This window comes from Sneathiella sp. HT1-7 (assembly GCF_020731145.1).
In the GTDB taxonomy this organism is placed as follows: Bacteria; Pseudomonadota; Alphaproteobacteria; order Sneathiellales; family Sneathiellaceae; genus Sneathiella.
Genome location: NZ_JAJFZN010000002.1, coordinates 263,825 through 287,608 on the forward strand (window position 1 = coordinate 263,825; position 23,784 = coordinate 287,608).

At 51.0% G+C, this 23,784-nt stretch carries 20 protein-coding genes; 8 read left to right on the forward strand and 12 right to left on the reverse strand.

What is annotated here, in order from left to right; translation table 11 throughout:
- The first annotated feature begins 86 nt into the window (after positions 1–86).
- The gene (locus LKE13_RS06480) at positions 87–2,837 is read left to right on the forward strand and encodes a sensor histidine kinase (protein ID WP_227949389.1); all 2,751 of its coding nucleotides are present in this window, start codon (positions 87–89) and stop codon (positions 2,835–2,837) included.
- A 6-nt stretch (positions 2,838–2,843) separates the two neighbouring features.
- Here LKE13_RS06480 and LKE13_RS06485 read toward each other — a convergent pair whose 3' ends face one another.
- Positions 2,844–3,608: a sulfite exporter TauE/SafE family protein gene (locus tag LKE13_RS06485; RefSeq protein ID WP_227949391.1), complete on the reverse strand. Its 765-nt coding sequence runs from the start codon at positions 3,606–3,608 to the stop codon at positions 2,844–2,846.
- A 148-nt stretch (positions 3,609–3,756) separates the two neighbouring features.
- Between LKE13_RS06485 and LKE13_RS06490 the strand changes: the two genes are divergently transcribed.
- The 4 genes from LKE13_RS06490 to LKE13_RS06505 all read left to right on the forward strand — a co-directional run bounded on the left by LKE13_RS06490 (position 3,757) and on the right by LKE13_RS06505 (position 7,846).
- Positions 3,757–4,761, forward strand: a complete 1,005-nt coding sequence (locus LKE13_RS06490; protein ID WP_227949393.1) for a zinc-dependent alcohol dehydrogenase family protein — start codon at positions 3,757–3,759, stop codon at positions 4,759–4,761.
- A 29-nt stretch (positions 4,762–4,790) separates the two neighbouring features.
- Positions 4,791–5,636 carry a fumarylacetoacetate hydrolase family protein gene (locus LKE13_RS06495; protein ID WP_227949396.1) on the forward strand — a complete coding sequence of 282 codons (846 nt, stop codon included), beginning with the start codon at positions 4,791–4,793 and terminating at the stop codon, positions 5,634–5,636.
- A 32-nt stretch (positions 5,637–5,668) separates the two neighbouring features.
- Positions 5,669–6,886 carry a serine hydrolase domain-containing protein gene (locus tag LKE13_RS06500; RefSeq protein ID WP_227949398.1) on the forward strand — a complete coding sequence of 406 codons (1,218 nt, stop codon included), beginning with the start codon at positions 5,669–5,671 and terminating at the stop codon, positions 6,884–6,886.
- Between the two features lie 123 nt (positions 6,887–7,009).
- A complete protein-coding gene (locus LKE13_RS06505; RefSeq protein ID WP_227949400.1) occupies positions 7,010–7,846 on the forward strand; it encodes a GNAT family N-acetyltransferase in 837 nt (278 codons plus the stop codon).
- On the opposite strand, the gene LKE13_RS06510 is transcribed toward LKE13_RS06505, so the two are convergent.
- The 11 genes from LKE13_RS06510 to uraH form a co-directional block, all read right to left on the reverse strand.
- The gene (locus LKE13_RS06510) at positions 7,843–9,042 is read right to left on the reverse strand and encodes a urate hydroxylase PuuD (RefSeq protein WP_227949402.1); all 1,200 of its coding nucleotides are present in this window, start codon (positions 9,040–9,042) and stop codon (positions 7,843–7,845) included. The two genes, LKE13_RS06505 and LKE13_RS06510, sit on opposite strands and share 4 nt — an antisense overlap.
- Before the next feature lie 9 nt (positions 9,043–9,051).
- A complete protein-coding gene (locus LKE13_RS06515) occupies positions 9,052–10,299 on the reverse strand; it encodes a cysteine desulfurase family protein (protein WP_227949404.1) in 1,248 nt (415 codons plus the stop codon).
- A gap of 3 nt (positions 10,300–10,302) precedes the next feature.
- Positions 10,303–11,310 (reverse strand): adenosine deaminase, encoded by a 1,008-nt coding sequence (locus tag LKE13_RS06520; protein ID WP_227949407.1) that lies wholly within the window; start codon positions 11,308–11,310, stop codon positions 10,303–10,305.
- Between the two features lie 86 nt (positions 11,311–11,396).
- The gene (locus LKE13_RS06525) at positions 11,397–12,473 is read right to left on the reverse strand and encodes a BMP family ABC transporter substrate-binding protein (RefSeq protein ID WP_227949409.1); all 1,077 of its coding nucleotides are present in this window, start codon (positions 12,471–12,473) and stop codon (positions 11,397–11,399) included.
- 33 nt (positions 12,474–12,506) lie between these two features.
- Complete coding sequence (locus tag LKE13_RS06530) at positions 12,507–13,436, reverse strand: ABC transporter permease (RefSeq protein ID WP_227949411.1); 930 nt, start codon at positions 13,434–13,436, stop codon at positions 12,507–12,509.
- Positions 13,436–14,512, reverse strand: a complete 1,077-nt coding sequence (locus LKE13_RS06535) for an ABC transporter permease (RefSeq protein ID WP_227949413.1) — start codon at positions 14,510–14,512, stop codon at positions 13,436–13,438. The genes LKE13_RS06530 and LKE13_RS06535 overlap by 1 nt, the downstream gene beginning before the upstream one ends.
- Positions 14,502–16,055 (reverse strand): ABC transporter ATP-binding protein, encoded by a 1,554-nt coding sequence (locus LKE13_RS06540; RefSeq protein ID WP_227949415.1) that lies wholly within the window; start codon positions 16,053–16,055, stop codon positions 14,502–14,504. Before LKE13_RS06540 ends, LKE13_RS06535 begins: the two co-directional genes overlap by 11 nt.
- Before the next feature lie 76 nt (positions 16,056–16,131).
- Positions 16,132–17,193 carry a xanthine dehydrogenase accessory protein XdhC gene (gene xdhC / locus LKE13_RS06545; protein ID WP_227949418.1) on the reverse strand — a complete coding sequence of 354 codons (1,062 nt, stop codon included), beginning with the start codon at positions 17,191–17,193 and terminating at the stop codon, positions 16,132–16,134.
- Positions 17,190–19,604, reverse strand: a complete 2,415-nt coding sequence (gene xdhB, locus LKE13_RS06550) for a xanthine dehydrogenase molybdopterin binding subunit (protein ID WP_265334810.1) — start codon at positions 19,602–19,604, stop codon at positions 17,190–17,192. Before xdhB ends, xdhC begins: the two co-directional genes overlap by 4 nt.
- The gene (gene xdhA, locus LKE13_RS06555) at positions 19,537–21,003 is read right to left on the reverse strand and encodes a xanthine dehydrogenase small subunit (protein WP_227949422.1); all 1,467 of its coding nucleotides are present in this window, start codon (positions 21,001–21,003) and stop codon (positions 19,537–19,539) included. The genes xdhB and xdhA overlap by 68 nt, the downstream gene beginning before the upstream one ends.
- A gap of 52 nt (positions 21,004–21,055) precedes the next feature.
- A complete protein-coding gene (uraH, locus tag LKE13_RS06560) occupies positions 21,056–21,409 on the reverse strand; it encodes a hydroxyisourate hydrolase (protein ID WP_227949424.1) in 354 nt (117 codons plus the stop codon).
- 162 nt (positions 21,410–21,571) lie between these two features.
- Here uraH and LKE13_RS06565 point away from each other — a divergent pair, with 162 nt between their 5' ends.
- The 3 genes from LKE13_RS06565 to uraD are packed head-to-tail and all read left to right on the forward strand — an operon-like array spanning position 21,572 to position 23,765.
- Positions 21,572–22,327 carry a GntR family transcriptional regulator gene (locus LKE13_RS06565; RefSeq protein WP_227949427.1) on the forward strand — a complete coding sequence of 252 codons (756 nt, stop codon included), beginning with the start codon at positions 21,572–21,574 and terminating at the stop codon, positions 22,325–22,327.
- Complete coding sequence (gene puuE, locus LKE13_RS06570; protein ID WP_227949429.1) at positions 22,324–23,256, forward strand: allantoinase PuuE; 933 nt, start codon at positions 22,324–22,326, stop codon at positions 23,254–23,256. Before LKE13_RS06565 ends, puuE begins: the two co-directional genes overlap by 4 nt.
- Positions 23,253–23,765 carry a 2-oxo-4-hydroxy-4-carboxy-5-ureidoimidazoline decarboxylase gene (gene uraD / locus LKE13_RS06575; protein ID WP_227949431.1) on the forward strand — a complete coding sequence of 171 codons (513 nt, stop codon included), beginning with the start codon at positions 23,253–23,255 and terminating at the stop codon, positions 23,763–23,765. Before puuE ends, uraD begins: the two co-directional genes overlap by 4 nt.
- Positions 23,766–23,784: the final 19 nt, after the last annotated feature.

A 23,784-nucleotide genomic window follows, 5' to 3' on the forward strand; every position in this document is an offset into this window, starting at 1 on the left:
CGACGAGGTCCGGAGAAGTCCATTGGTCCCCCCGAGGCCGAAAGGGGCATCGCCAATGCAGCCGACTCTGTCCGAGGAAAGCAGTAATGTCAGGCGGGCTGGTACTGACTGTTTCCATTTTATATCTGGGCCTTTTGTTTGCCATCGCACAATTTGTCGATCTGCAATCCGCGAAGGGTCGTCAACTTACCAGAAATCCCTTTATCTATACGTTATCAATCGGTGTGTTTTGTACGTCCTGGACATTTTATGGCAGTGTTGGGCTGGCTGCCACACAAGGTCTTAATTTTCTGCCGATTTATCTTGGCCCCACACTGGTTTTTATTCTCTGGTCAATCGTCTGGGTTAAAATTATCCGCATTTGCAAAGTGCACCGGATCACGTCGATTGCGGACTTTATTGCCTCGCGATACGGCAAGCAGGCGCGGTTGGGCGGGCTCGTCACGATAATCGCGGTGGTCGGTACGATGCCGTATATTTCGTTGCAGCTTAAATCCATTGCAACCAGTTTCCGGATTCTTGTCAGCTCTTCTGAAACAGCCCTTTTGCATGCCCCGAATGAGCCTATTTTCTTCATCGATACGACTTTGATTGTGGCCATTGCGCTGGCACTATTCGCTATCCTTTTCGGAACGCGCCACATCGACGCGAGTGAGCATCATGAGGGATTGGTCGCGGCTATCGCCTTTGAATCGGTGGTGAAGCTGGTTACGTTTCTTGCCGTTGGGTTCTTCGTGACATTCGGACTTTACAACGGATTCGGCGATCTTTTTTCCACCGCCGCAGACAGTGGGCTGGATGCACTTTTTACCGTTTCCAGCGATAATGACTACAGCCTCTGGATGACAATGACGATCCTGTCCATGGCGGCCATCATTTGTCTGCCACGGCAGTTTTATATGACAGCAGTGGAAAACCCGGACGAGTCATTTTTGCGAAAGGCAACCTGGTTGTTTCCGCTCTATCTTCTGGTGATCAACATTTTTGTCTTGCCGATCGCGCTCGCGGGCCGCATGTCCTTTGGGGGAGCCTCTGCCGATGCGGATATGTTCATGCTGACAGTGCCGCTGTTTCATGATCAGGCTTTTTTGGCACTTATCGCCTTCATCGGTGGATTATCGGCAGCTACGTCAATGGTTATCGTTGCTTCCATTGCATTGGCGACCATGGTCTGTAACGATCTCATCATGCCGCTCCTGCTCCGTTGGCGCGGTCTGAATATCAACAAGAATGACGACCTGACCGGGCTGCTGCTCACAATTCGACGGGTGAGTATTCTTCTGATCCTGATCCTAGGGTATGTTTATTATCTCATCGCGAGCGAGTCATATTCCCTTGTGACCATTGGTCTTGTCTCTTTTGCGGCGGCAGCGCAATTCACCCCGGCCATTATTGGCGGAATTTTCTGGAAAGGGGCATCGTATCGAGGGGCAATGACGGGCTTAGCGCTAGGCTTCATCGTCTGGCTTTATACTTTACTTCTCCCGTCGTTTGCTCAATCTGGATGGCTACCAATCAGCTTTATCGAAAATGGGCCTTATGGCGCGACACTTCTCAAACCCTATGCGCTGTTCGGTATGGACGGGTTTGATCGCCTCACGCACGCCCTGTTCTGGAGCATGCTGGCGAATATCGGTGCTTACTGGATCGTTTCGTTGCTTTCGCATCAGACCGCTATTGAGCGTATTCAGGGGACATTGTTTGTTGATGTATTCGGGCACACGGATGATGACCGTGATAGTCGGTACTGGCGCGGCTCCGCGACGGTTGCGGATTTGCAGCAGCTTGTGGGTCGGTTTGTGGGCGTACAACGAGCAGCGCAGGCTTTCTCTGATTTCGCTGCGGAACGAGATATAAACCTTCGTAAGATCCAATCGGCCGATGCGGCCCTGCTCGACTTTGCCGAGAAGATGTTGGCGGGCGCTATTGGATCTGCAACCGCGCGGGTGATGGTAGGATCCGTGGTCAAGGGGGAGATTGTCGGCCTTGAAGAGGTGTACCGTATTCTCGATGAAACCAGTCAGGTAATTGAGTACAGCCATCGGCTGGAACAAAAATCTGCCGAGCTCGAACAGGCAACAGCTCAGCTTCGCAATGCCAATGAGCGGCTGAAAGAACTGGATTCCCTGAAGGATCATTTCCTTTCTATGGTCAGCCATGAGCTCCGTACACCATTGACATCACTTCGTGCTTTCGGGGAAATTCTGATCGATAACCCGGAGGTGTCACCTGAAGAACGGGAGCGCTTTTTGAATGTCATTATCAAGGAAAGCTCACGTCTGACCCGTCTCATCGATCAGCTTCTTGATCTTGCTCGCATGGAAGCGGGACAGATGGACTGGTCTCTGGATACAGTAGACATTGCGGCCACAATACGCGAGGCAATGGCAACGCTTGCCGGCCTTATCCAGGAAAATGAAGTCGAAGTGGAGGTGCGAATTCCGGAAAACCTGCCGATGGTGCGGGCGGACCGGGACCAGCTCATTCAGGTGGTTATCAATCTGGTGTCAAACGCCATCAAGTTCTGTGACAAGGAAAAGGGGCGTATTGATCTTACGGTTTCTGTACGAGATGACATGCTGGAAGTCAGCGTTGCAGACAATGGCAAAGGGATTCCTGTTGATATGATGGAGCTGATATTTGAAAAATTCCATCAGTCGATTGGTCGTGATGAAGATAAACCGCAAGGGTCCGGCCTCGGATTGGCAATCTGCCGCGAGATTGTGTCTTTTCTTGGTGGTCACATATGGGTTGCAAATAAGGAGAAGAGCGGGGCTATTTTTGCCTTTACTGTCCCACGCGCGGATCGACAGGATGTCAGACTTTCGGCTGAATAGAAGATATCAACTGAAAGCTCTGTAGATCATGATAAAGCCAATCAGCACGACCAGTCCCAGTACAAATTTCTTAAAAGTCTTTTGATCAATGAGGTGGCGCACCTTGGTTCCGACCCACATTCCCGCGAAGAGCGGACCCAGGCCGATCAAACTGTAAACTGCTTCCGTAGGTTTCAGAAAGTTCATGCTTTGCAGACTGAGTAGCAGGAAAATACTGCCGCCAAAAAGCATGACACTGACCGCCGCGACGAATTTTTCCTTATCCAGACCAAGAGCAATAAAGAAGAAGACGGGGAGTGTTCCGAACAGCGTTGTTATCCCTCCGATAATGCCAGCGGCAAGGCCAACTGTTGGGCCGGAAATTTTTTCATGTGAGCTGAGGAAGGAAAAGGAAACACCGAAATATTCCAATCCGGAAATAAGGATGAGAAAACTACCAACCGCGATGAGAAGATACTTCGTGTCTACAGTAGAGAGCATGAACACGCCGATCGGCAGCCCAATAAACAGCCCGAGTAGCAGTAGCCAGTGCCGGGCGATCGAGGACTTGATCTGACCGGAAATGACCATCTGAACAAAATTAGTGATAACCATCGGTAAGGTCATTATGGCAACTGCGGAGGGAAGGTTCATAAAAAAGACGATGATGGGGACCGCGATTGTCGGCAGGCCGAAGGCAGAGATACCTTTAACAACACCGCCTAGCGCAAAGGCAATACATACCACGAGCAAATGGAAAAGATTGAAATCCGGAAGATATTGAGTGATCATGGCAAGGGCCGCATTCAGAACAAAAAAATCCAGTCAGGGTGGAAATCGACCCTGACAGTCTCAGAAAACTATGGACCATAAAAACACATCGCCGCCAACCACTTTATTTAGTTGATGGCGATATAATATCTAACTCGGAGAAAAAATCTTGAAAGCTTGGGTAATTAGTGGAGAGGGCGGTATCGACGGCCTGCAGATGATCGAGCGGGATATCCCAAAGCCCGATCCCGGAGAAATTCTGGTGCGCCTGAAGGCAAATTCCATCAACTACCGCGATCTGTCCACTATAAAGAATGCTGGTGCACGCGGCATCACGGGAGAGCGAATTCCGAATTCCGATGGTGCCGGTATTGTTGAGGAGGTCGGATCGGGTGTGACAGCCTTTAAAACAGGTGATCGCGTTGTTGGCACCTTTTTCCAGAACTGGCTCAGCGGCGGAATTCATGACGATGTTATGCCGAGTGCACTGGGCGGTCCTATCGACGGGCTGCTGTGCGAATATGCTCTGTTGAAGGAAACAGGCGCACTCCCCATTCCGGAGCATCTTTCCTTTGAAGAGGCGGCAACACTGCCTTGCGCGGGCCTTACCGCATGGCATTGCCTAATAGACGGCGGCAAGGCGCAGGCCGGGCAGACGGCTTTATTGCTGGGCACGGGTGGCGTGTCAATTTTTGCACAACAGATTGCCAAAGCCTCCGGCATCCGGACGATCCTGACTTCCAGCAGTGATGATAAACTGGCACGTGCCAAGACGCTTGGTGCTGACGTGCTGATTAACTATCGGGATCATCCGAATTGGGAAGAGAAAGTGATGGAGGCGACCGACGGTCAAGGCGTTGATCTTGTGGTCGAGGTTGGTGGCGCTGGAACATTGGAAAAATCAATTGCTTCCGTTCGGGTTGGCGGGCGGATTTCGCTTGTGGGTATCCTCACAGGTGGCCAGATGGATCCGACGTCCATCATGCGAAAATCTATCACGCTTCAGGGGATTTATGTCGGCCCGCGAGATATGTTTGCGCGAATGAATGCGGCCCTTCAGCAAAGTAAAATTCATCCTGTCATCGATGCGACCGTTGACTTCACAGATGCGAAAGAGGCTTACAGGATGATGGAAAAGGCCGGCCATTTTGGCAAGATTGTTGTCACTATTTAAGTGCGCATAGAACGTAACAGGAGAAAATTATGAAATTAGTTAGATATGGCGAATTTGGTGCGGAAAAGCCCGGAATTATTGACGAACAGGGGAACATAAGGGATCTGACCGGCATTGTTCCGGATATTTCAGGAGATGTCCTCTCAGATGAAGGGCTTGCTAAATTGAAAGCTTTGGATTTTGGTGCCCTACCAAAAGTAGAGGGAGAGCCGCGAATTGGTGCTTGCGTTGGAAATATAGGAAAGTTCGCTTGTATCGGACTTAACTATTCTGACCACGCCGCGGAAGCGGGACAGCCAGTCCCAAGTGAGCCCATTCTCTTTATGAAGGCAACATCGGCCGTTTGCGGGCCGAATGATGATGTGGAAATCCCTCGTGCCTCAAAGAAAACGGACTGGGAGGTTGAGCTTGCAGTCGTCATCGGCAAGCGTGCTAAATATGTGACGGAGGAGGAAGCCCTCGACCATGTCGCCGGATATTGTGTGGCCAATGATGTGTCCGAGCGGGAGTTTCAGTCCGAGCGTGGTGGCAATTGGACCAAGGGCAAGAGCCACGATACTTTCGGCCCTCTCGGTCCGTGGTTGGTGACGCGCGACGAAGTTCCGGACCCGCAGGCGCTTAACCTCTGGCTCGACGTGGATGGGGTTCGGCAGCAAGATGGCACGACGGCAACCATGATATTTGGTGTCGCCAAGATTATTTCCTATCTCAGTCAATTTATGACTCTGAATGTTGGGGACGTCATTTCCACCGGCACGCCTCCTGGTGTTGGCATGGGAAAGAAGCCAAGTCCTGTATTCCTCAAACCCGGACAGGAAATGAAGCTGGGTGTAGAAGGCCTTGGCGTACAGCAGCAGAAAACCGTTCAAGCATAAATAATTTAGACCCAGGAAAAGGAACGCATGTCGTGAAACCCGTTCATCAACCCGAAAGTCTTGGCTTTGAACCCAAGCGTCTTGAGTATATTACCGACTGGATGAATAGATATGTCGACGGCGGAAAGCTCGCGGGGGCGCAAACGCTAATCGCCCGAAGCGGCAAAATCGCTTATTCGAAATCTGTTGGCCAAGCAGATCGAGAAAATAATAATCCATGGACTGACGATACCATGGCGCGGTTCTATTCCATGACCAAGCCGATCACATCTGTTGCCTTGATGATGCTGTATGAAAAGGGATTGTTTCATCTGGATGATCCGCTGGAGGAATTTATTCCGGCCTTCAAGGACATGCAGGTTCTCAGGCCTCAGGCCCGCAGTATTGACGATACCGAGCCGGCAACCAGTAAAATCACGGTGCATAACCTGCTGACCCACATGTCTGGTATGACTTACGGGTTTAATGAAGGTGTTCTCGGCAAATATTATAATGCCAATAAGATGGATTTCGGAACGACGCGGGGTAGCCTGGAAGGCCAAATCCAGCAACTGTCGGAGATGCCGCTGCAATTCAATCCGGGTAGCCGCTGGAACTATGGCGTATCGACTGATGTTGTCGGTCGACTGGTTGAGATTATTTCAGGTCAGGATCTCAAATCATATTTTCATGAGCATATTTTCAAACCGCTTGGAATGGTGGACACCGATTTCGGGATACCGGAAGAGAAAATAGATCGTTACGCTACCGCATATGGTGCGGATGATACCGGTGCTATGACGGTGCTGGATTCCGCGGCGAAAAGCGCGTTTCGAATGGAGAAAGTCGCCTGCTATTCCGGCGGTGGCGGACTGATTTCAACGGCGTCCGATTACCTTAAGTTCGCGGAGATGCTACGTTGCAAGGGTGCCTATGAGGGTGGCCAGCTTTTGGGACCACGTACTGTCGATTTCATGATGGAAAATCATCTGGATGGCGACCTTGCTCAATATGGTCAGGCGGTTTTCTCCGAGGTGTCATTCGTGGGTGTCGGTTTTGGACTCGGTGGATGGGTCATGATAGATCCGGCGCTGTCACAGATGATGGGCTCTCCCGGTGATTTTGGATGGGGCGGTATGGCAAGCACAGTATTCTGGGTTGATCCGATAGAGGACATGACTGTTGTTTTCCTGACCCAATTCATTCCGAGCAGCCATTATCCATTACGGAAGGAACTGCGCGCGCTGGTTTATCAAGCAATAATGGATTGATGGCGGGGTGTCGTAAAACTGACATGAAATAGCAAATTTTGCGTCACGGATCGGACATTTAGCTGCAACAATCATTTGAGATGTTCTCCCTAAATCTCTCGAAAGAGTAATTAGGAGTATGTCTTGGAACCGTTACGATTTAATAATCTGGAACTTCGTCTGGCAAACAGTGCCGCAGATCTGGATGCGGCGCAGTCTTTGCGCTATCGCATTTTCTATGAAGAAATGGGGGCGAAACCGTCGGTTCTTTGTCAGGAAAAATCTCGTGATGTGGATCGGTATGACGCGTTTTGCGATCATCTACTCGTCATTGATCTTGAAAAAGGCACGGAGGCGGCGCCTTGCGTTGTCGGAACCTATCGTTTCCTTCGGAGTAGCGTTGCTCAGAAGCATGGCGGCTTTTATTCACAATCAGAATTTGATCTTTGTAATCTGACGATCTTTCCGGGCGAAATCATGGAGTTGGGCCGTTCTTGCATCGACGCGGCCTATCGCCGACGCGGTGCGATGCAGCTTTTATGGCGTGGTATTGCGTCCTATATCCATATTCATGACGTTCAGATTATGTTCGGCTGTGGCAGTATTCATGGCACGGATCTGAAAGAGCAGGCGCGAGTACTTTCCTATCTGCATCATTTCCATAAGGCGCCGGGACATCTGCGTCCGCGCGCCCTCGACAAACATTATATCCCGATGAAAATGATGAAACGCAAGGAAGTGGATATCGAGCTTGCACAGCGTGAATTGCCTCCGCTTCTAAAAGGTTATTTACGCCTTGGCGGGTATATCGGAGACGGTGCCGTTATTGACCATCAATTCAATACCATTGATGTGTGCGTTATCGTGGAAACGGAAAATGTAACGAACAAATATATCCGTCATTTTTCGCGGGACAGACGGGAAAAGGAAAAGGTGCCTGCCCCTGTGGCAACGGGAAATCCGGTTCAGATTTATTCTTAATCCGTTGACGCACCCTGTGAAATCCACCAGCGGATAATCTTTCGCTCCTCATCCGTCATCTGGGTGAGGTTGCCAAGTGGCATGGTTTTCGTATCGACGGTTTGTTGCTTGATGCGGGTCTTCTCACGGGCGATTTGCGCAGATGTTTCCAGTCTGACACCTTTGGGAGGGGTCTCAAAATCCGTATTCGTCGGCTTGGCGGCATGACAGCTTGTGCAGCGTTCATGGATGATGGTCTCAACCGTCGCAAAAGAAATCTTCTCGGTGGGCGCATCCTCGGACTTAGGGGCGGCCGCATAGGCAATGGCGAAGAAAAGGACAAAGGCGATGGGTAGCAGAATAAACCCTTGCTTCGCACGCCCCTGATTTTTCATATTGAAAAAATGCCTGACCAATACTCCAACAAGGGAGATGCCTGCCAGCAGCAACCAACCGTATGGGTTGCCGTAGGTCATGGGATAATGGTTGCTGATCATGATGAACAAAACCGGCAGGGTGAAATAATTGTTATGCAGCGATCTTTGCTTTGCCCGGAGACCATAAACCGGATCGGGGGGCTCGCCCTTTTTTGCAGCGGAAACAAGCGCGACCTGCCCCGGAATGATGATCATCAAAACGTTCGCGACCATGATCGTTCCCATGATTGCCCCGACGTGAATATAGGCGCCGCGGCCGCTGAATACCTGCGATAGCCCGAATGACGCCAGAGTGAGCAAGGTAAACAGGACAAGGCCGAAGATCATTTGATTGTTAATCAGGGGGGACTTGCAAAGGAGATCATAGATGATCCAGCCACCAATGATGGAACCCAGACCGATCAGGATGGCGGCATCAGTGGAAATATCTGCAATACTCCTATCGATGAGATAGATGTCTGCGCCGAAATAATAGAGGATCGTCAGCAGAATAAACCCGCTGATCCATGTGAAATAGGCCTCATACTTGAACCAATGGAGCGTTTGTGGAATTGCGGGCGGGGCCAGGCGATATTTTTGAACTTCATAAAATCCACCGCCATGCACGGCCCATAGTTCCCCACCAACACCTGCTTTGTCTTTGCATCCTTCTTTCTCCGGCGGTGTAAGGTTCATATCGAGCCAGACAAAGTAAAAGGATGCCCCGATCCAGGCAATGCCGGTGATCATATGGATCCAGCGGACAGCGAGTTGAAACCATTCCATCAATTCAAATTCCATCAACTTCCCCTATGACACCCTGTTATGCTGGATGGTTTTTCCCAGAATTTCGGCTGTCTCATTGCCGGCGGTGAGACGGCGGTATGCGGTGATGATTTGTGCGGCAGCATATCTTGCCTCGGCCTCAGTTGTTGTGCGCCCAATCCCCAGCCGGAATGTTGCCGCGGTTTCGACAGCGCTCCTTCCCATCGCTTTCAAGACATGTGACGGTTCCCCAGCCATTGTGCTGCAGGCCGATCCCGTGCTGACGGCAAGGTCTGGAAGCTCGTATAGGAGGTTTTCCGCGTCCATGTCAGCAAAGCTGAGACTGAGACATCCGGGTATATGAGGTACTTCCTCCCCATTTATCTCAACCGCATTTACCAGCTCAGTAGTTAGGTGATGCGTAATGATTGAGCGCAGCCGTTGGAGATGATTATGATCACTTGATCTGTTTTCGGCGATTATCCGGCAGGCTTCTCCAAGCCCAACGCAAGCAGCCGTGGGAAGGGTTCCTGGGCGAATGGATCGTTGCTGTGCCCCACCGTAGAAGAGTGGGGCAATGTCTGTTCTTTCCCGCACATAAAGGGCGCCAATGCCCATTGGGCCGTATAGCTTGTGACCTGACAGGCTGAGGAGGGATATGTCTTGCGCGATCACGTCAATTTTTTCTGTCGCGAGCGCCTGTACTGTGTCCGTATGAAAAAGAATATCACGTTCCGCGCAAATCCGACCAATGGCGGAGATGTCCTGACAGATACCGGTCTCGTTATTGGCGGCCATGACCGAAACCAGAATTGTCTCGGGTCGTATGGTCGATGTGAGAGCATCAATATCTATCAAGCCGTTTTTATCGACCGACAGAACTGTGACATCGATATCTTCGTATGCAGCAAGATATTCGAGTGGTTGCAGGATGGATTCATGCTCTGTTCGAACGGAGATGATATGGCGCGGACTGCTTAGGGCGTTGGCAATGCCGAGTAGCGCAAGATTGTTGGCTTCTGTCGCGCCAGAGGTGAAGATGATTTCATGTGGCTGCGCATTGATCAGCCCCGCAATATGACCTTGGGCCTCTTCAATTTTGCGGCGGGCCTTATGGCCAAAACTATGTGTATTGCTGTGCGGATTGCCGGGTAAGTATTTCTGACAGTCTGCCATTGCTTTTTCCACCTGAGGGTCGAGCGGTGTCGACGCCTGGTAATCCAGATAAATGGGGAGTGTCAGGATTTCCCCTGCGAAGGTTATTTGGCGGTGCTCTGTTGTTGGGCTGCGCATGGCTCAGGCCCCATACGCCTCAAGCCGGGAAATCATCGCCTGCTTCTCCGTGTCGCTGCAGAAGCTTGCTTCAAAACCGTTTCTGGCGAGGTTGAGAATTTCCTCTTTTGTAAGGTTGAGGCTTTCGGTGATTGCCTCGAAATTTTCGTTCATATAGCCCCCGAAATAGGCGGGATCATCAGAATTAACAGTCGCCTTCAACCCAAGCTCCAGCATTTTCTTTATGGGGTGCGCACGCATGTCGGTGACCCCCGCGAGCTTGTAGTTGGAAAGTGGACAGACTGTAAGGGCAATTTGGCTTTCTGCCAGCCGCATCACCAGCGCAGCATCTTCAAGCGCCCGGTTGCCATGGTCCAGCCGATCAACCTTGAGCAGGTCGAGGGCTTCACAAACATATTCCGGCGGTCCTTCCTCACCGGCATGAGCAACGGCAAGAAATCCTTCTGCCTTTGCCTTTTCGAAAACGCGTGCAAATTTGGAAGGGGGATGACCCATTTCCGAAGAATCAAGACCAACGGCAATGATCCGGTCGCGATAGGGAAGTGCCTCGGCAAGGGTGGCAAAAGCGGCGTCTTCGCTTAGGTGCCGGAGAAAGCTCATAATGAGATTGGAGGTAATACCGTATTTTTCAAGCCCATCGCTCAGCGCCCGGGTGATGCCCGCGATGACCGTTGCGAAAGTAATACCTCGGTCTGTGTGACCTTGCGGGTCGAAAAAAATCTCTACATGGATGACATTCTGCTCGTGCATCTTGGTGAGATAAGCAAATGTCAGGTCGTAAAAATCCTGCTCTTCCAGCAGGACACTCATACCCTGATAATAAATATCCAGAAAATCCTGCAAGTTCGAGAATTGGTAGGCATCCCGGACTTCCTCCACCGTTGCGAATGGAATTTCAACTTTATTACGCCGGGCAAGCGCGAACATCAATTCCGGTTCCAGACTGCCCTCTATATGTAGATGCAACTCTGCTTTCGGCATGTTCCAAATGAATTTTTTTAGGTCATCCATGGATGGATCCATTCAAATCATCTAGTGAAAATATATCTCCGCCGAGGGTGTCAATTCCGGCGGAGATATGTGCTCGCTGAACCAATTTATTTTGGTAGCTGTCCTTCGACGCCTTCTACGTACCAGTTCATGCCAAGAAGGACGCCATCATCAAGTGACTCGCCTTCTTTCGCGCCGACAGAGCCATCCTGTTTGGTAATGGGTCCGGCAAAGGGCATGATCGTGCCAGCTTCGATTCCTTTTCTGGTTTCTTCCGCAAGTGCAACTACGTCAGCAGGTATAGCGTCGTTATAGGGGGCGAGTTCGACCATTCCTGATTTGAGGCCACCCCAAGTGTCTTCAGACTTCCAGCTTCCATCAAGTACCGCTTTTGTCCGCGCGACATAGTACCCATCCCAATTGTCGATAATAGCGGTAAGCTGTGCCTTGGGAGCGAACTTTGTCATATCTGAAGCCTGACCCACGGCCCAGACACCGCGATTTTCAGCAACCTGAAGAGGGGCGGGACTATCCGTGTGTTGCAGGATGATATCTGCGCCCTGATCAATGAGGGCCTTTGCGGCATCACCTTCCTTGCCCGGGTCATACCAGGTATTTACCCACGCAACCTTTACCGTGACATCGGGGTTAACGCTGCGGGCGGCAAGGGTCATCGCATTGATACCGCGAACCACTTCCGGGATCGGAAACGACCCGATATATCCGATGACGTTTGATTTCGTCATTTTCCCGGCAATCTTCCCGACGACATAGCGACCTTCATAGAACCGAGAGGAATAGGTGCTGACGTTGTCTGCCCGTTTATAGCCTGTTGCATGCTCAAACTTTACATCCGGGAACTGCTTGGCGACTTTCAGGGTTGGGTTCATGAAGCCAAAGGAGGTTGTGTAAATCAGTTTATAGCCATCTGCAGCCATCTGCCGGATGACCGGTTCGCTGCTTGATTCCTTGACGCTTTCGACATAGGTCGTTTTGACTTTGTCACCAAATTCATTTTGAACGGCCTGCCGACCCAGTTCATGGCGATAGGTCCAGCCGTGATCGCCGATTGGCCCGACATAGATGAAACCGATTTTATCTTCTGCGGCGGCCGTTCCGCCCATTAGTAATCCGCCAGCCAGTGCGACAGCGCTAACCAGGCCTGAGAGTTGTTTTCGTGTCATTACTTTCTCCTTCTTAAACTGAAAATTTTAGCTTCATGCCGCCGGATGAAAAATCTTGCCTATGCAAGCCGGCGCATGTTTTCGAATTCGGGATTCATCTTTCGATATCAGGACGAGAACTATTATGGTCGCGAGATACGGCAGCATCGAAAGGACTTGTGAGGGTACGTTAAGTCCGGCGGCTTGTGCGTGCAACTGCAAAATGGTAATGCCGCCAAACATATAGGCGCCAACCAGTACCAGCCCGGGTTTCCAGGTTGCAAAGACGATAAGCGCAAGCGCGATCCAACCTCGCCCCGCTGTCATGTTCTCCGCCCACATCGGTGTGTAGGCGAGTGACAGATAAGCGCCGCCGATCCCCGACATTGCACCGCCGAACATAACCGCCAGATAGCGGATTGCGATGACCGGATATCCAATTGAGTGCGCCGCATCATGAGAATCGCCAACGGCACGCAAGACAAGGCCGGCCTTTGTCTTATACAGAAACCAGCTGACAATCGCGACCATGGCAAAAGAGAGATATACCAAGGCATCCTGCGCAAATAAGATGGGCCCGATGAACGGCAGGTCGGACAAACCGGCAATGTTGAGCTTGTTCAGTGCGGAGATAGGTTCACCAACGAATTCCTGACCCATCAATGCACTGAGGCCAACGCCGAAAAGGGTAAGGGCGAGGCCGGTTGCCACCTGGTTCGCCATGAGCGAGAGGGTGAGAACGCCGAAAAGGAATGCCATCACCGCACCGGCGAAAGCCGCCGCACAGACAGCCAGAAAGTAATTCCCTGTCACGAGGGCGGTGATAAATCCGCTGACGGCGCCAACCAGCATCATCCCTTCAACGCCAAGATTGAGTACCCCTGATTTTTCCGTCACGAGTTCGCCGATCCCGGCGAAAACAAGTGGGGTCGCTGCCGTAATAACGGTAAGGATAACCGGCACTATCCAATCAAATCCGCTCATTATGACGTGGCCTTTCTTGCAATATTCAGACGGAACCGATAGTGGACGAGCACATCGCAGGCAAGCAGGAAGAAGAGCACCATTCCCTGAAACACACCAGTGACGGCAACCGGTAAGCCGAGATTAATCTGCGCGGTCTCGCCACCGAGATAGGTGAGTGCCATCAGCAGGCCCGCGAAGAAAATGCCGACAGGGTGAAGCCGACCGAGGAAGGCCACGATAATCGCCGTGAAGCCATATCCCGGCGAGATGGAAGGAACAACCTGATCGATTGGGCCGCTTACCTCCGACAGTCCGGCAATGCCTGAGAGGGCGCCGGCAAAAAGAAGCGTGAACCAGATAATTTTCTTCTGGCTGAAACCGGCATATCCACCGGCGCGCGGTGCCTCCCCGATGACCTTTATCTGAAAGCCAATAAGGGTGCGCGCCATCATGATCCATGCACCGAAAACAGCGAACAGTGCCAAAAGGGTGCCGAAGTGCATTCTCGTGCCTGATATCAGAATGGGCATGTCCGCACTTTCACTGAAAGTTTGGGATTCAGGAAAGTTGAAGCCTGCCGGGTCTCGCCATGGCCCGTGGATCAACAGAGATAGAAGCAGAAGTGCTACATAGACCAGCATCAGGCTGGTCAGAATTTCATTAGCGTTAAAGCGGGTTTTAAAGAACGCGGGGATCGCGGCCCAGGCGGCGCCCCCCAAGGCTCCCATGATAATCATCGCAGGAAGTAGAAAAACGCTGTCGGTTTCAGGAAAATAGATAAAAAGGCTACTGCCCACGATTGCTCCCATCGTGAGTTGTCCTTCCGCGCCGATATTCCAGACATTTGCGCGAAAGCCGACTGACAATCCGATTGCGCATAATATCAGCGGTGTTGCTTTAACGAATAACTCGGAGAATTCATATTGCGTATCAAGTGGAGCAATGAAGAATTGGTACAGCGCCTCGATCGGATTGACCCCAAGCGATTCAAACAGCACGATACTGGTCAGCACCGTCAGAACAAGGGCAATAATCGGGGTCAAATAGACCATCGACTTCGAGTATTCGGCCCTTTTTTCAATTTTAAGCAACATCGGAGACCCCCTCAGTTTCACCCATGCCATGGGTGCCCCCCATCAGGAGCCCGATTTCCTCAATTGTTATTTCGCTCAATTCCCGCCCGACGGACAGACGGCCTTCCGCGATGACGGCAATTCTGTCGCTAATCGCGAAGAGCTCATCTAAATCCTGACTGACCACAAGCACGGCCGCGCCATTCTCGGCAAGATCAATAAGCGTCTGATGGATGAAGGCCGCAGCCCCGGCGTCAACACCCCAGGTCGGGTGGGCGACAATGATAACATTCGGTTGTTGCAGGACTTCACGTCCGACAATGAATTTCTGTAGATTTCCACCTGAAAGGCTGTTGGCTGTATGATAGATTCCAGGAGTTCGGACATCAAATTTCTGCACGATATCCGAGGCATAATCGGATGTGCCCCCATTATTAATAAAGCCGCCATTCAACAGAGACATGCGACGAAATCCGCTTAAAAAGGCGTTTTCTGTCAACATCATTTCAGGCACCGAGCCATGACCCAGCCGATCTTCGGGGACGAAAGCGAGGCCGAGATCGCGCCGCGAGTTCGGACCGAGTTGACCGACTGCCTTATCATCTAATGCAATGGTTTCCGCATCACGGCATGTGGTTTCTCCGCTTAAGGCCGCGAGAAGTTCAATCTGACCATTTCCGGCAACACCCGCGATGCCCAGAATTTCGCCACCGCGAACATCGAAGTTAATGGCGCTAAGGTTGATCCCAAATTCCACATCTGCGTCAATTGAAAGATTGCGGACCTTCAGCCGGATTGGACCCTTCTTCGATGTTTCATGATGTTCAGGCGCTTGAAGGTTCGTGCCGATCATCATCTCTGCAAGGCTTTTTGCGGTTTCCTGGGTTGGATCGCATTCGCTGATATATTTGCCGCCGCGGAGGATAGTTGCCTTGTGGCAGAGCGCCTTTATTTCATCGAGCTTGTGACTGATATAGAGAATGGAGACGCCCTCTTCAGACAGTCGGCGAAGAGTTTCAAACATCTTCTCGGCCTCCTGCGGAGTAAGGACAGAGGTCGGCTCATCCATAATCAGGAGTTTTGGTTTTTGCAACAAGCAGCGGACAATTTCAATGCGCTGCTTCTCACCGACCGAAAGCGTATGGACTTGGCGGTTTGGCTCAAGCGGTAGCCCATAGCTGTTGGAGACTTCGATAATATTTTGTTCGAGAGCCTTCATGTTTTGACGACCAGACATACCCAGAGCAATATTCTCGGTGACAGTCATGGCCTCGAACAAAGAAAAGTGCTGAAAAACCATTCCGATACCGGTTTTGCGGGCGCTATGGGGGTTGGCTATGGAGACGGGAGCACCAGCCCAGATAATGTCACCTTCATCTGCCTGAAGAACACCGTATATAATTTTGACAAGTGTGCTTTTCCCCGCGCCATTCTCCCCGAGCAGCGCATGAATTTCGCCCGGCATGATTTTAAGATCGATATGATCATTGGCAAGGCATCCGGGATAGGCCTTAGTTATGCCGCGCAATTCAAGCTGCGGCGTTACCCCCTCGTTTCCACTCATTTTACTATCCCCGAAATTGTAGGCTCCCTCATATTTGCCGTATCTTCCGTCGTTGTTTCTATCTGGTAAAGCTTTTTCAAGATGAGCTGTTTGCCTCGTTCCGATTGCGTGGCGATATACGCGCCCGTGTTTGCTGATGGCGCCGTAAAAGATCTGTCGCAATACTAAGGGCAATTTCCACCGGGCGTTTTCCGCCGAGTTCCTCGATCCCGATCGGGCATGTTATGCGGGAAATCGCTATGCGATCAAACCCCCGCACAGCCAATCGTTTTTCAAACTTGGACTTTTTGGTTTTTGATCCGATCAAACCGATAAAAGCGGCATCCTCTTTAGTCGACAGTAATTTTTCGCAGATTTCAAGATCGAGCTGGTGGCTATGTGTCATGACGAGGAAATAACTTCCTGCCGGACAGTCGGCTATTGCACTGGCTTCACTTTCCGTAACGACTTTAAGGATGTTTTTCGGAATTTCCGCCGGAAACTCTGATGCACGTGAATCGATCCATTTAATCTGGCAGGGAAGGGGAGTGAGTGCGGTAATTAACGCCCGGCCGACATGACCGGCACCGAATACCGTGACGTTAAATTCTGCATCATGAAGTGACTGAACGAGTGTAAAGTCGGTATTGTGGGATTGCCGGTTTTCAACAATTTCTGTCCCCGGCGAATTGAGCTGCCGTTCAATCGCGGCCTGCAATGGCTTATTCAGGTATATCAGACTGTCGCTTTCACTAACAATCTGATGGCGGCATTCAGTCTCTGACCAGTAAAGCAAAATGGTCGATTTCTCTTTATTTTCATTTAACTGGTTAATTAATATTAATGCGTCATTTTCCTGAAGCTTGTACAGTAGCAACTCAACATAGCCGCCGCAGCATTGCGCAAGTTCCGGCCCAAGCGGCAGCTCATGTATTTCGGAAGATTTGGTTTCATTACTTAGGAGGTCGCGGGCCTTTTCAATGGCAGTATACTCAAGTCTCCCGCCACCAATAGTACCGATACATCTTGTTGTGGTGATCAGCATATTCGCACCAGTATCGCGTGGTGTTGATCCTTTGATCCGTCCGACAGTAACCAGAACAGCGGCGCCGTCACGATCCGGACAATAAGCTTCAGCTATTTCTGACCAGTTGCTCATTGAGCCGCTTCCGTCAGTTTATGCGTCTTTGCGGTTTCTGAAATATTCTGGACTGCCATCAAGACCCTTTCCGGCGTCGCTGGTGCATTCAACTCCGGATAGAAGCGGTAATCCGTGACACTGGATATCGCATCGGCAATCGCATTAAAGGCGGAGATGGCGAGCATTAGCGGTGGTTCTCCCACTGCTTTTGAGCGGAAAATCGTTTCTTCGACATTCTCGCCCTGTTCAAATATCTTCATATTAAAGATAGCGGGGCGGTCACTGCATGCGGGGATTTTGTAGGTCGACGGGGCATGGGTTTTCAAGATGCCCTTGTCATCATAATAAAGCTCCTCCGTCGTCAGCCAGCCCATCCCCTGAATATAGCCGCCCTCAATCTGACCAAGATCAATCGCCGGATTGAGGCTCTTGCCCGCATCATGAAGGATATCGACCGCAACAACTTTGTTTTCCCCTGTCAGTGTATCAATGATCACCTCTGATACGGCGGCGCCATAGGCGAAATAATAGAAGGGGCGCCCACTTAATGTTTCCGCGTCGTAGTGAATTTTTGGAGTGCTATAAAAGCCAGTAGAGGAGAGTGATATACGGCTCATATAAGCAAGTTGCACCAGATCTCGGAAGGAAACAACATGCTTTCCTATACGAATGCGGTTCGGTAGGAATGTAATTTCTGAAAGCTTCACGCCATAATACTCAGCCGCGAATTTTGCCAACCGTTCCTTGATCGCAATGGCGGCGGCTTCTGCGGCCTTTCCGTTAATATCCGCGCCGGAGGAAGCGGCGGTTGCGGATGTATTCGGCACTTTATCGGTACGTGTTGCCGTTATTTTTACCCGCTCAATATCAATCTGGAGAACTTCCGCAACCACCTGCGCGACCTTGATATAGAGACCTTGCCCCATTTCTATGCCGCCATGATTGATCATCACGCTGCCGTCCGTGTAGACATGTAGCAATGCGCCAGCCTGATTTAAATGAGTGGCGGTGAAGGAAATGCCGAATTTCACTGGGGTGAGAGAAATCCCCTTTTTGAGATAAGGACTGGCTTTGTTAAAGGCACGGATTGCTTCGCGGCGTGCGGCGTAGTCAGAGCTCTTTTCAAGCTCGGCAATTATCTCCGGCGCGATGTTATCTTCAACAGTCATTTGATAGGGCGTGACATTGCGCGATTTTTTGCCATAGAGGTTAGCTTTTCGAACGTCAATTGGGTCCTTGCCAAGGTAGCAGGCGATTGCGTCCATCATCCGCTCCGGTGCGAGCATTCCTTGCGGGCCGCCGAAACCACGGAACGCGGTGTTGGAAACCGTGTGGGTTTTGCAGCGGTGGGAGATTATCGTCACATTTTCAAAATAATAACAATTATCCGCATGGAACATCGCACGATCATTGATAGAGGCTGATAAATCTGCGGACCGTCCACAACGGGAGGCAAAGATAAACTCTGCGCCGCTGACGCGCCCGTTATCATCAAAGCCCATTTCAACAGTCACGACAAAATCATGCCGCTTGCCGGTCATAATCATGTCGTCGTCCCGGTCTAGGCGAATTTTCGCGGGACGCCCCGTCAGCTTTGTCGTGAGGCCAGCAATGGCCGCAAACCAGGCACCTTGAGTTTCCTTACCGCCAAAGCCGCCCCCCACGCGCCGAACCTCGACGGTGACGGCGTGATCTGACAAGTTCAGGAATTTTGCGACATTATGCTGTACTTCTGTCGGATGTTGAGTTGAGGAATAAATGAAAATATCACCGTCCTCTCCCGGCAGGGCCAGGGCAACGTGACCCTCCAGATAAAAATGGTCCTGACCGCCGATTTCAAATCGCTGCGTAAGGCGGTGTTTTGCCGCCTTTATCGATGCGGACGCATCACCGCGCCGGATTTCCCGCGTTGGCAGAACGAAGGAGTTGGCGGCCATCGCCTGTTCAACAGTGACAATCGCGGGCAGTTCTTCATACTCAATAATGGCGAGCTTTGCCGCCGCTCGCGCTTGATCGAGCGTTTCGGCCGCCACGGCAAAAAGAGATTGCCCAGCATACTCGACAATTTCTTCCGCGAATACCGGATCATCACCCGCAATGGGGGAGGCATCATTGATCCCCGGCACATCATCCGCCGTTAGCACGACAACGACACCCGGTGCTCGTCGCACAGCCGAAACATCCAACTTCAGGATTTTTGCATGGGCCTTCTCGCTTTGGGCAATATAAAGGTTCAAGAGGTCTTTTGGCTCGGCAATGTCATCAATATAGAGAGCCTCGCCGGCGACCTGCTTCGCGGCGCTATCGTGGTGTCTGGGCGCATGAACCGTGCCCCTGATTACATTCCGGCTGAGTGGCGGGTTACGCACAGGCGAACCCTCCTTCTCCAAGCAGTCGCGTGGGAACCTCAGGCGTCGATGTTTCAACATAGAATTTGCGAAGCAGATTTTGTGCGGCGAGCATCCGATATTGATTGCTGGCCCGCATATCGGAGAGCGGCTGATAGTCCTCCTCCATTAGAGGCAAGGTGTCTGAAATCGTAGTTTCGTTCCAAGTCTGACCGATAATTGCCTTTTCCGTGAGATGCGCACGCTTCGGGATGCCAGCCATGCCACCATAGCAAATTCGAATATCTTCGACAGTATCTCCCTTAAGAGTGAGATGAAAGGCCGCGCAAACGGCTGAGATATCCTGATCAAACCGCTTGGAGATTTTATAAGTTGCAAATTTCGCATCTACCTTCGGGAGAGGGACGGTAACCGCCTCGACAAATTCTCCGGGTTTCAAATCCTGATTGCCATAGTCGATAAAGAAGTCTTCAATCGGAATATCGCGCGGGCCATCTTTGGAGCGCAAATGAAGCCTTGCATTCAACACGATCAAGGCGGGTGGCGTATCTCCGATGGGTGAGCCATTGGCAATGTTGCCGCCAATGGTGCCGCTGTTGCGGATTTGGGTTGACGCAATGCGGCGGATCAACTCCCCAAAGTCGGGGTAAAGCTCTGCAAGTGGGGCCCATGCATCACTATAGGTTACGCTTGCGCCGAGTTTCAGACCACCTTCCTGCGTCTCAATTTCTTTCAGTTCTTGAATCTGCCCAAGATAGATAACCGTCGTCAATTCCCGGTGTTGTTTCGTGATCCAGAGGCCGACATCCGTTGCCCCGGATAGAAGGATTGCATCCGGATAACGGGCAAGAACATCGATTAATTCGTCAACCGTCTTCGGTGCAAAGTAATGACGATCAAGCCATGTCAGGTGAAGTCCGGAATCTTTTTTTAGTGCCGCAAGCAGCGCGGAGGTTGCTGTCATCTCAGTATGGAACCTGTCCTTTTCGCTCGATTGAGCAACCGCAACTGCGGCATCAACGATTGTTCCGTAGCCAGTGCAACGACAGAGATTGCCCGCCAAAACATCATTGATATGGGATCTGTCGGTTTTCGGGGTCGAATGCATTTCGGCAAAGAGGGACATGATAAAGCCGGGCGTGCAGAAGCCGCATTGTGTTCCATTGGCATCCACCAGCGCCTTTTGTACCGGATGCAGGGCGCCGTCTTTTTCCTTCAGATCTTCAACAGTGATGAGTTCCTTGCCATCAAGGGTAGGGAGGAACTGAATGCAGGCATTGACGGCCTGATATTTAAGTTTTCCATTAACCAATTCACCGAGAACGACAGTGCAGGCTCCGCAGTCCCCTTCGGCGCAGCCCTCTTTCGTGCCGGTCAGTGCTTTCTCATACCGAAGATAGTTCAGTACCGTTTTCGTCGGATCGATATTCTCCAACTCGACAATTTCACCCCGGTGAACATATCTTACTTTTTGGCGCATGGGAGATGTCCAATCGTGCGTTTTGCCATCATATCATTTCTTCCCATCGCCTTTAACTTCCCCGATAGGTGGAGTAACCATAGGGGGAGATAAGCAGAGGAACGTGATAATGCGCCTCCGTGTCGGCTATGCCAAACCGGAGAACCACCTCATTAAGAAACTTTGGTTCTGGTAGGGCAATGTCTTGGCGGTCAAAGTAATCCCCGGCATGGAAATGAAGCTCAAACTCCCCTTTAGAAAAGGAGTCTCCTTCGATAAGGGGGGCATCGCACCGCCCATCGGCGTTCGTATGAGTTGTTTTGATCAGCTTCCACTCATTGCCAGCTTGCCGATAAAGCTCAACCCTAATTCCCTCCCCGGGGGTTCCGGCGGCAGTATCGAGAACATGCGTTGTCAGTTTGCCCATAGCTGTCCTTAAAGAATGGCTTCTGCCCTGCTCCTCCGCAGAACAGTCAAAACTTTGCATTACACAATCTCGATTGTCCACATAATTTATTATTTTTGTATACAATAATTTTCTATATTGTATAAATATGGGGAGGGAATTTAAAAGATTTAAGGAAAACAAATGAGCCGGACTGCCCCAACAGCCGCTTTGACCGAAAGCAATAGTGACTCTCGCAAAACCTCTCAAAATGATCATATTTATGAGGAGATGCTAGACGCCATTCTGGAGCAACGCCTTGCTCCCGGCACCAAGCTCTCCGAAGATACTTTGGGCGAAATATTCGGTGTCAGCCGGACGGTGATCCGCACCGTTTTGCAGCGCCTCTCTCATGAGCGTATTGTTCGAATTCAGCCTAATCGGGGAGCCTTTGTTTCGGAGCCGTCTCCGGAAGAAGCAAGAGAAGTTTTGCAGGCGCGACGCTTGATCGAGGAGGGGATTATTCGTGCGGCCGTTCGTAAACAATCTCCGGCGGATATAAAGGACCTTAAGTGTGCCATTGCCGAAGAACGTCTCAGTCTTGAGACGGGAGATCATGAGGCCTGGGTTCGTTTGTCTGGTGACTTCCATTTGAAGCTGGCGGAGATTGCGGGCAATCAAACGCTGTCGGCATTTTTAAGAGAGCTTGTTTCACGTACCTCCCTTATTATTGTCCAATATCAAAAGGGTACGCTTTCACCTTGTAGCTGCGATGAGCATGCGGAAATAATCAAGGCCATCGCCGCGCAGGATGAAGATCGCGCGATTGCGCTTATGAATGCGCATTTGCAGGCCTGTGAAGATCAACTAAATCTTCGTGAAAATGATACAAAGGCGGATCTCTATTCAATTTTTTCAAAACCCGTTAAAACAGGCGGAAAATCACGGGGTGCAATGTGAATGAGGCGCAGGAATATCCTCGTGATTTGATAGGATACGGGCGAACTCCACCTGATCCGAAGTGGCCGGGAAATGCCCGCGTTGCCGTTCAATTTGTCCTGAATTACGAGGAAGGCGGGGAGAACTGCATTTTGCACGGGGATGATGCGTCCGAATCATTTTTATCCGAAATTATCGGTGCTGATCCCTTGCCCGGAAAACGCCACGTCAGTATGGAATCGCTCTATGAATACGGCAGTCGTGCGGGCGTTTGGCGGATACTGAAACTGTTCGAAAAGTATGACGTGCCATTGACCATATTTGGCGTTGCCATGGCGCTGGAACGAAACCCGAATGTGACCCGCGCATTCGTCGATCTCGGTCATGAGATTTGCAGCCATGGTTATCGTTGGATTAATTATCAGGATGTGCCGGAAGCGGTAGAGCGCGTGCATATGCAAAAAGCAATTGAGATTATTGAACGCATGACCGGAGAGCGTCCTCTTGGGTGGTATACGGGGCGCACAAGTCCGAACACCAGCCGTCTTGTCGCGGAAGAAGGTGGCTTTCTTTATGATGCCGATGCCTATGACGATGATTTGCCCTACTGGAATTATGAGGCCGGGCGTCATCAATTGGTAATCCCCTATACGCTTGATGCGAACGACATGCGCTTTGCATCTCCGCAGGGCTTTAACAGTGGGGATCAATTCTATGCCTATCTAAAAGATAGTTTTGATACTTTATATGAGGAAGGGGAGGCGAGCCCTAAGATGATGTCAATCGGCTTGCATTGCCGTATTGTCGGGCGGCCAGGGCGGATTGCGGCGCTGAAGCGGTTTATCGAATACGCCCGCGGGCATGACGCGGTCTGGTTCTGTCGCCGTATTGACATCGCTCGGCACTGGCATGAACATCATTCGCCATCCCAGGAAAAAAATCAGCTGTGACCAAATTTCGATCATTGCCCAGAAAAATGAACTGCGTTCAATTTATTGAAATTTTTGGTGGGGTTTATGAGCATTCCCCATGGGTGGCGGAACGTGCCTGGGCCGCAGGTATTTCCGACAAGCATGATGAAATTGAAGAAATGGCCCGCCTGATGGCAGCAATTGTCGCGGCGGCAAGCGAGGAAGAGAAACGCGCGCTCATTCACGCGCATCCGGATCTCGCAGGTAAGGCTGCTGTGCAAGGGGAATTAACAGCGGCCTCCACGTCTGAACAGGCAGGGGCCGGGTTGGATAATTGCTCACCCGAGGAATTCGAGGCAATTCAGAATTATAATGCGGCCTATAAGAAAAAATTTGGCTTTCCCTTTATCATGGCGGTGAAGAATAGCAATCGCCATAAAATCATTGCCGGATTTAAAGCGCGGCTTCAAAATTCGCAAGAAGAAGAGTTTGCCACTGCCCTTGCGGAAATAGACAAGATTGCCCGATTTCGTCTGGCCGAGCTATAGAATTGGGGTCTTCGGATCG

Excerpts from the sequence above, each read along its gene's own strand:
- uraH (WP_227949424.1), bottom strand. The coding sequence starts at position 21,409 with ATGGGCAAACTGACAACGCATGTTCTCGATACTGCCGCCGGAACCCCC.
- LKE13_RS06565 (WP_227949427.1), top strand. The coding sequence starts at position 21,572 with ATGAGCCGGACTGCCCCAACAGCCGCTTTGACCGAAAGCAATAGTGAC.
- LKE13_RS06515 (WP_227949404.1), bottom strand. The coding sequence starts at position 10,299 with ATGCGCAGCCCAACAACAGAGCACCGCCAAATAACCTTCGCAGGGGAA.
- LKE13_RS06480 (WP_227949389.1), top strand. The coding sequence starts at position 87 with ATGTCAGGCGGGCTGGTACTGACTGTTTCCATTTTATATCTGGGCCTT.
- xdhB (WP_265334810.1), bottom strand. The coding sequence starts at position 19,604 with ATGTTGAAACATCGACGCCTGAGGTTCCCACGCGACTGCTTGGAGAAG.
- xdhC (WP_227949418.1), bottom strand. The coding sequence starts at position 17,193 with ATGAGCAACTGGTCAGAAATAGCTGAAGCTTATTGTCCGGATCGTGAC.
- LKE13_RS06540 (WP_227949415.1), bottom strand. The coding sequence starts at position 16,055 with ATGAGTGGAAACGAGGGGGTAACGCCGCAGCTTGAATTGCGCGGCATA.
- LKE13_RS06525 (WP_227949409.1), bottom strand. The coding sequence starts at position 12,473 with ATGACACGAAAACAACTCTCAGGCCTGGTTAGCGCTGTCGCACTGGCT.
- LKE13_RS06510 (WP_227949402.1), bottom strand. The coding sequence starts at position 9,042 with ATGGAATTTGAATTGATGGAATGGTTTCAACTCGCTGTCCGCTGGATC.
- LKE13_RS06530 (WP_227949411.1), bottom strand. The coding sequence starts at position 13,436 with ATGAGCGGATTTGATTGGATAGTGCCGGTTATCCTTACCGTTATTACG.
- LKE13_RS06495 (WP_227949396.1), top strand. The coding sequence starts at position 4,791 with ATGAAATTAGTTAGATATGGCGAATTTGGTGCGGAAAAGCCCGGAATT.
- LKE13_RS06485 (WP_227949391.1), bottom strand. The coding sequence starts at position 3,608 with ATGATCACTCAATATCTTCCGGATTTCAATCTTTTCCATTTGCTCGTG.
- LKE13_RS06520 (WP_227949407.1), bottom strand. The coding sequence starts at position 11,310 with ATGGATGACCTAAAAAAATTCATTTGGAACATGCCGAAAGCAGAGTTG.
- LKE13_RS06535 (WP_227949413.1), bottom strand. The coding sequence starts at position 14,512 with ATGTTGCTTAAAATTGAAAAAAGGGCCGAATACTCGAAGTCGATGGTC.
- xdhA (WP_227949422.1), bottom strand. The coding sequence starts at position 21,003 with ATGCGCCAAAAAGTAAGATATGTTCACCGGGGTGAAATTGTCGAGTTG.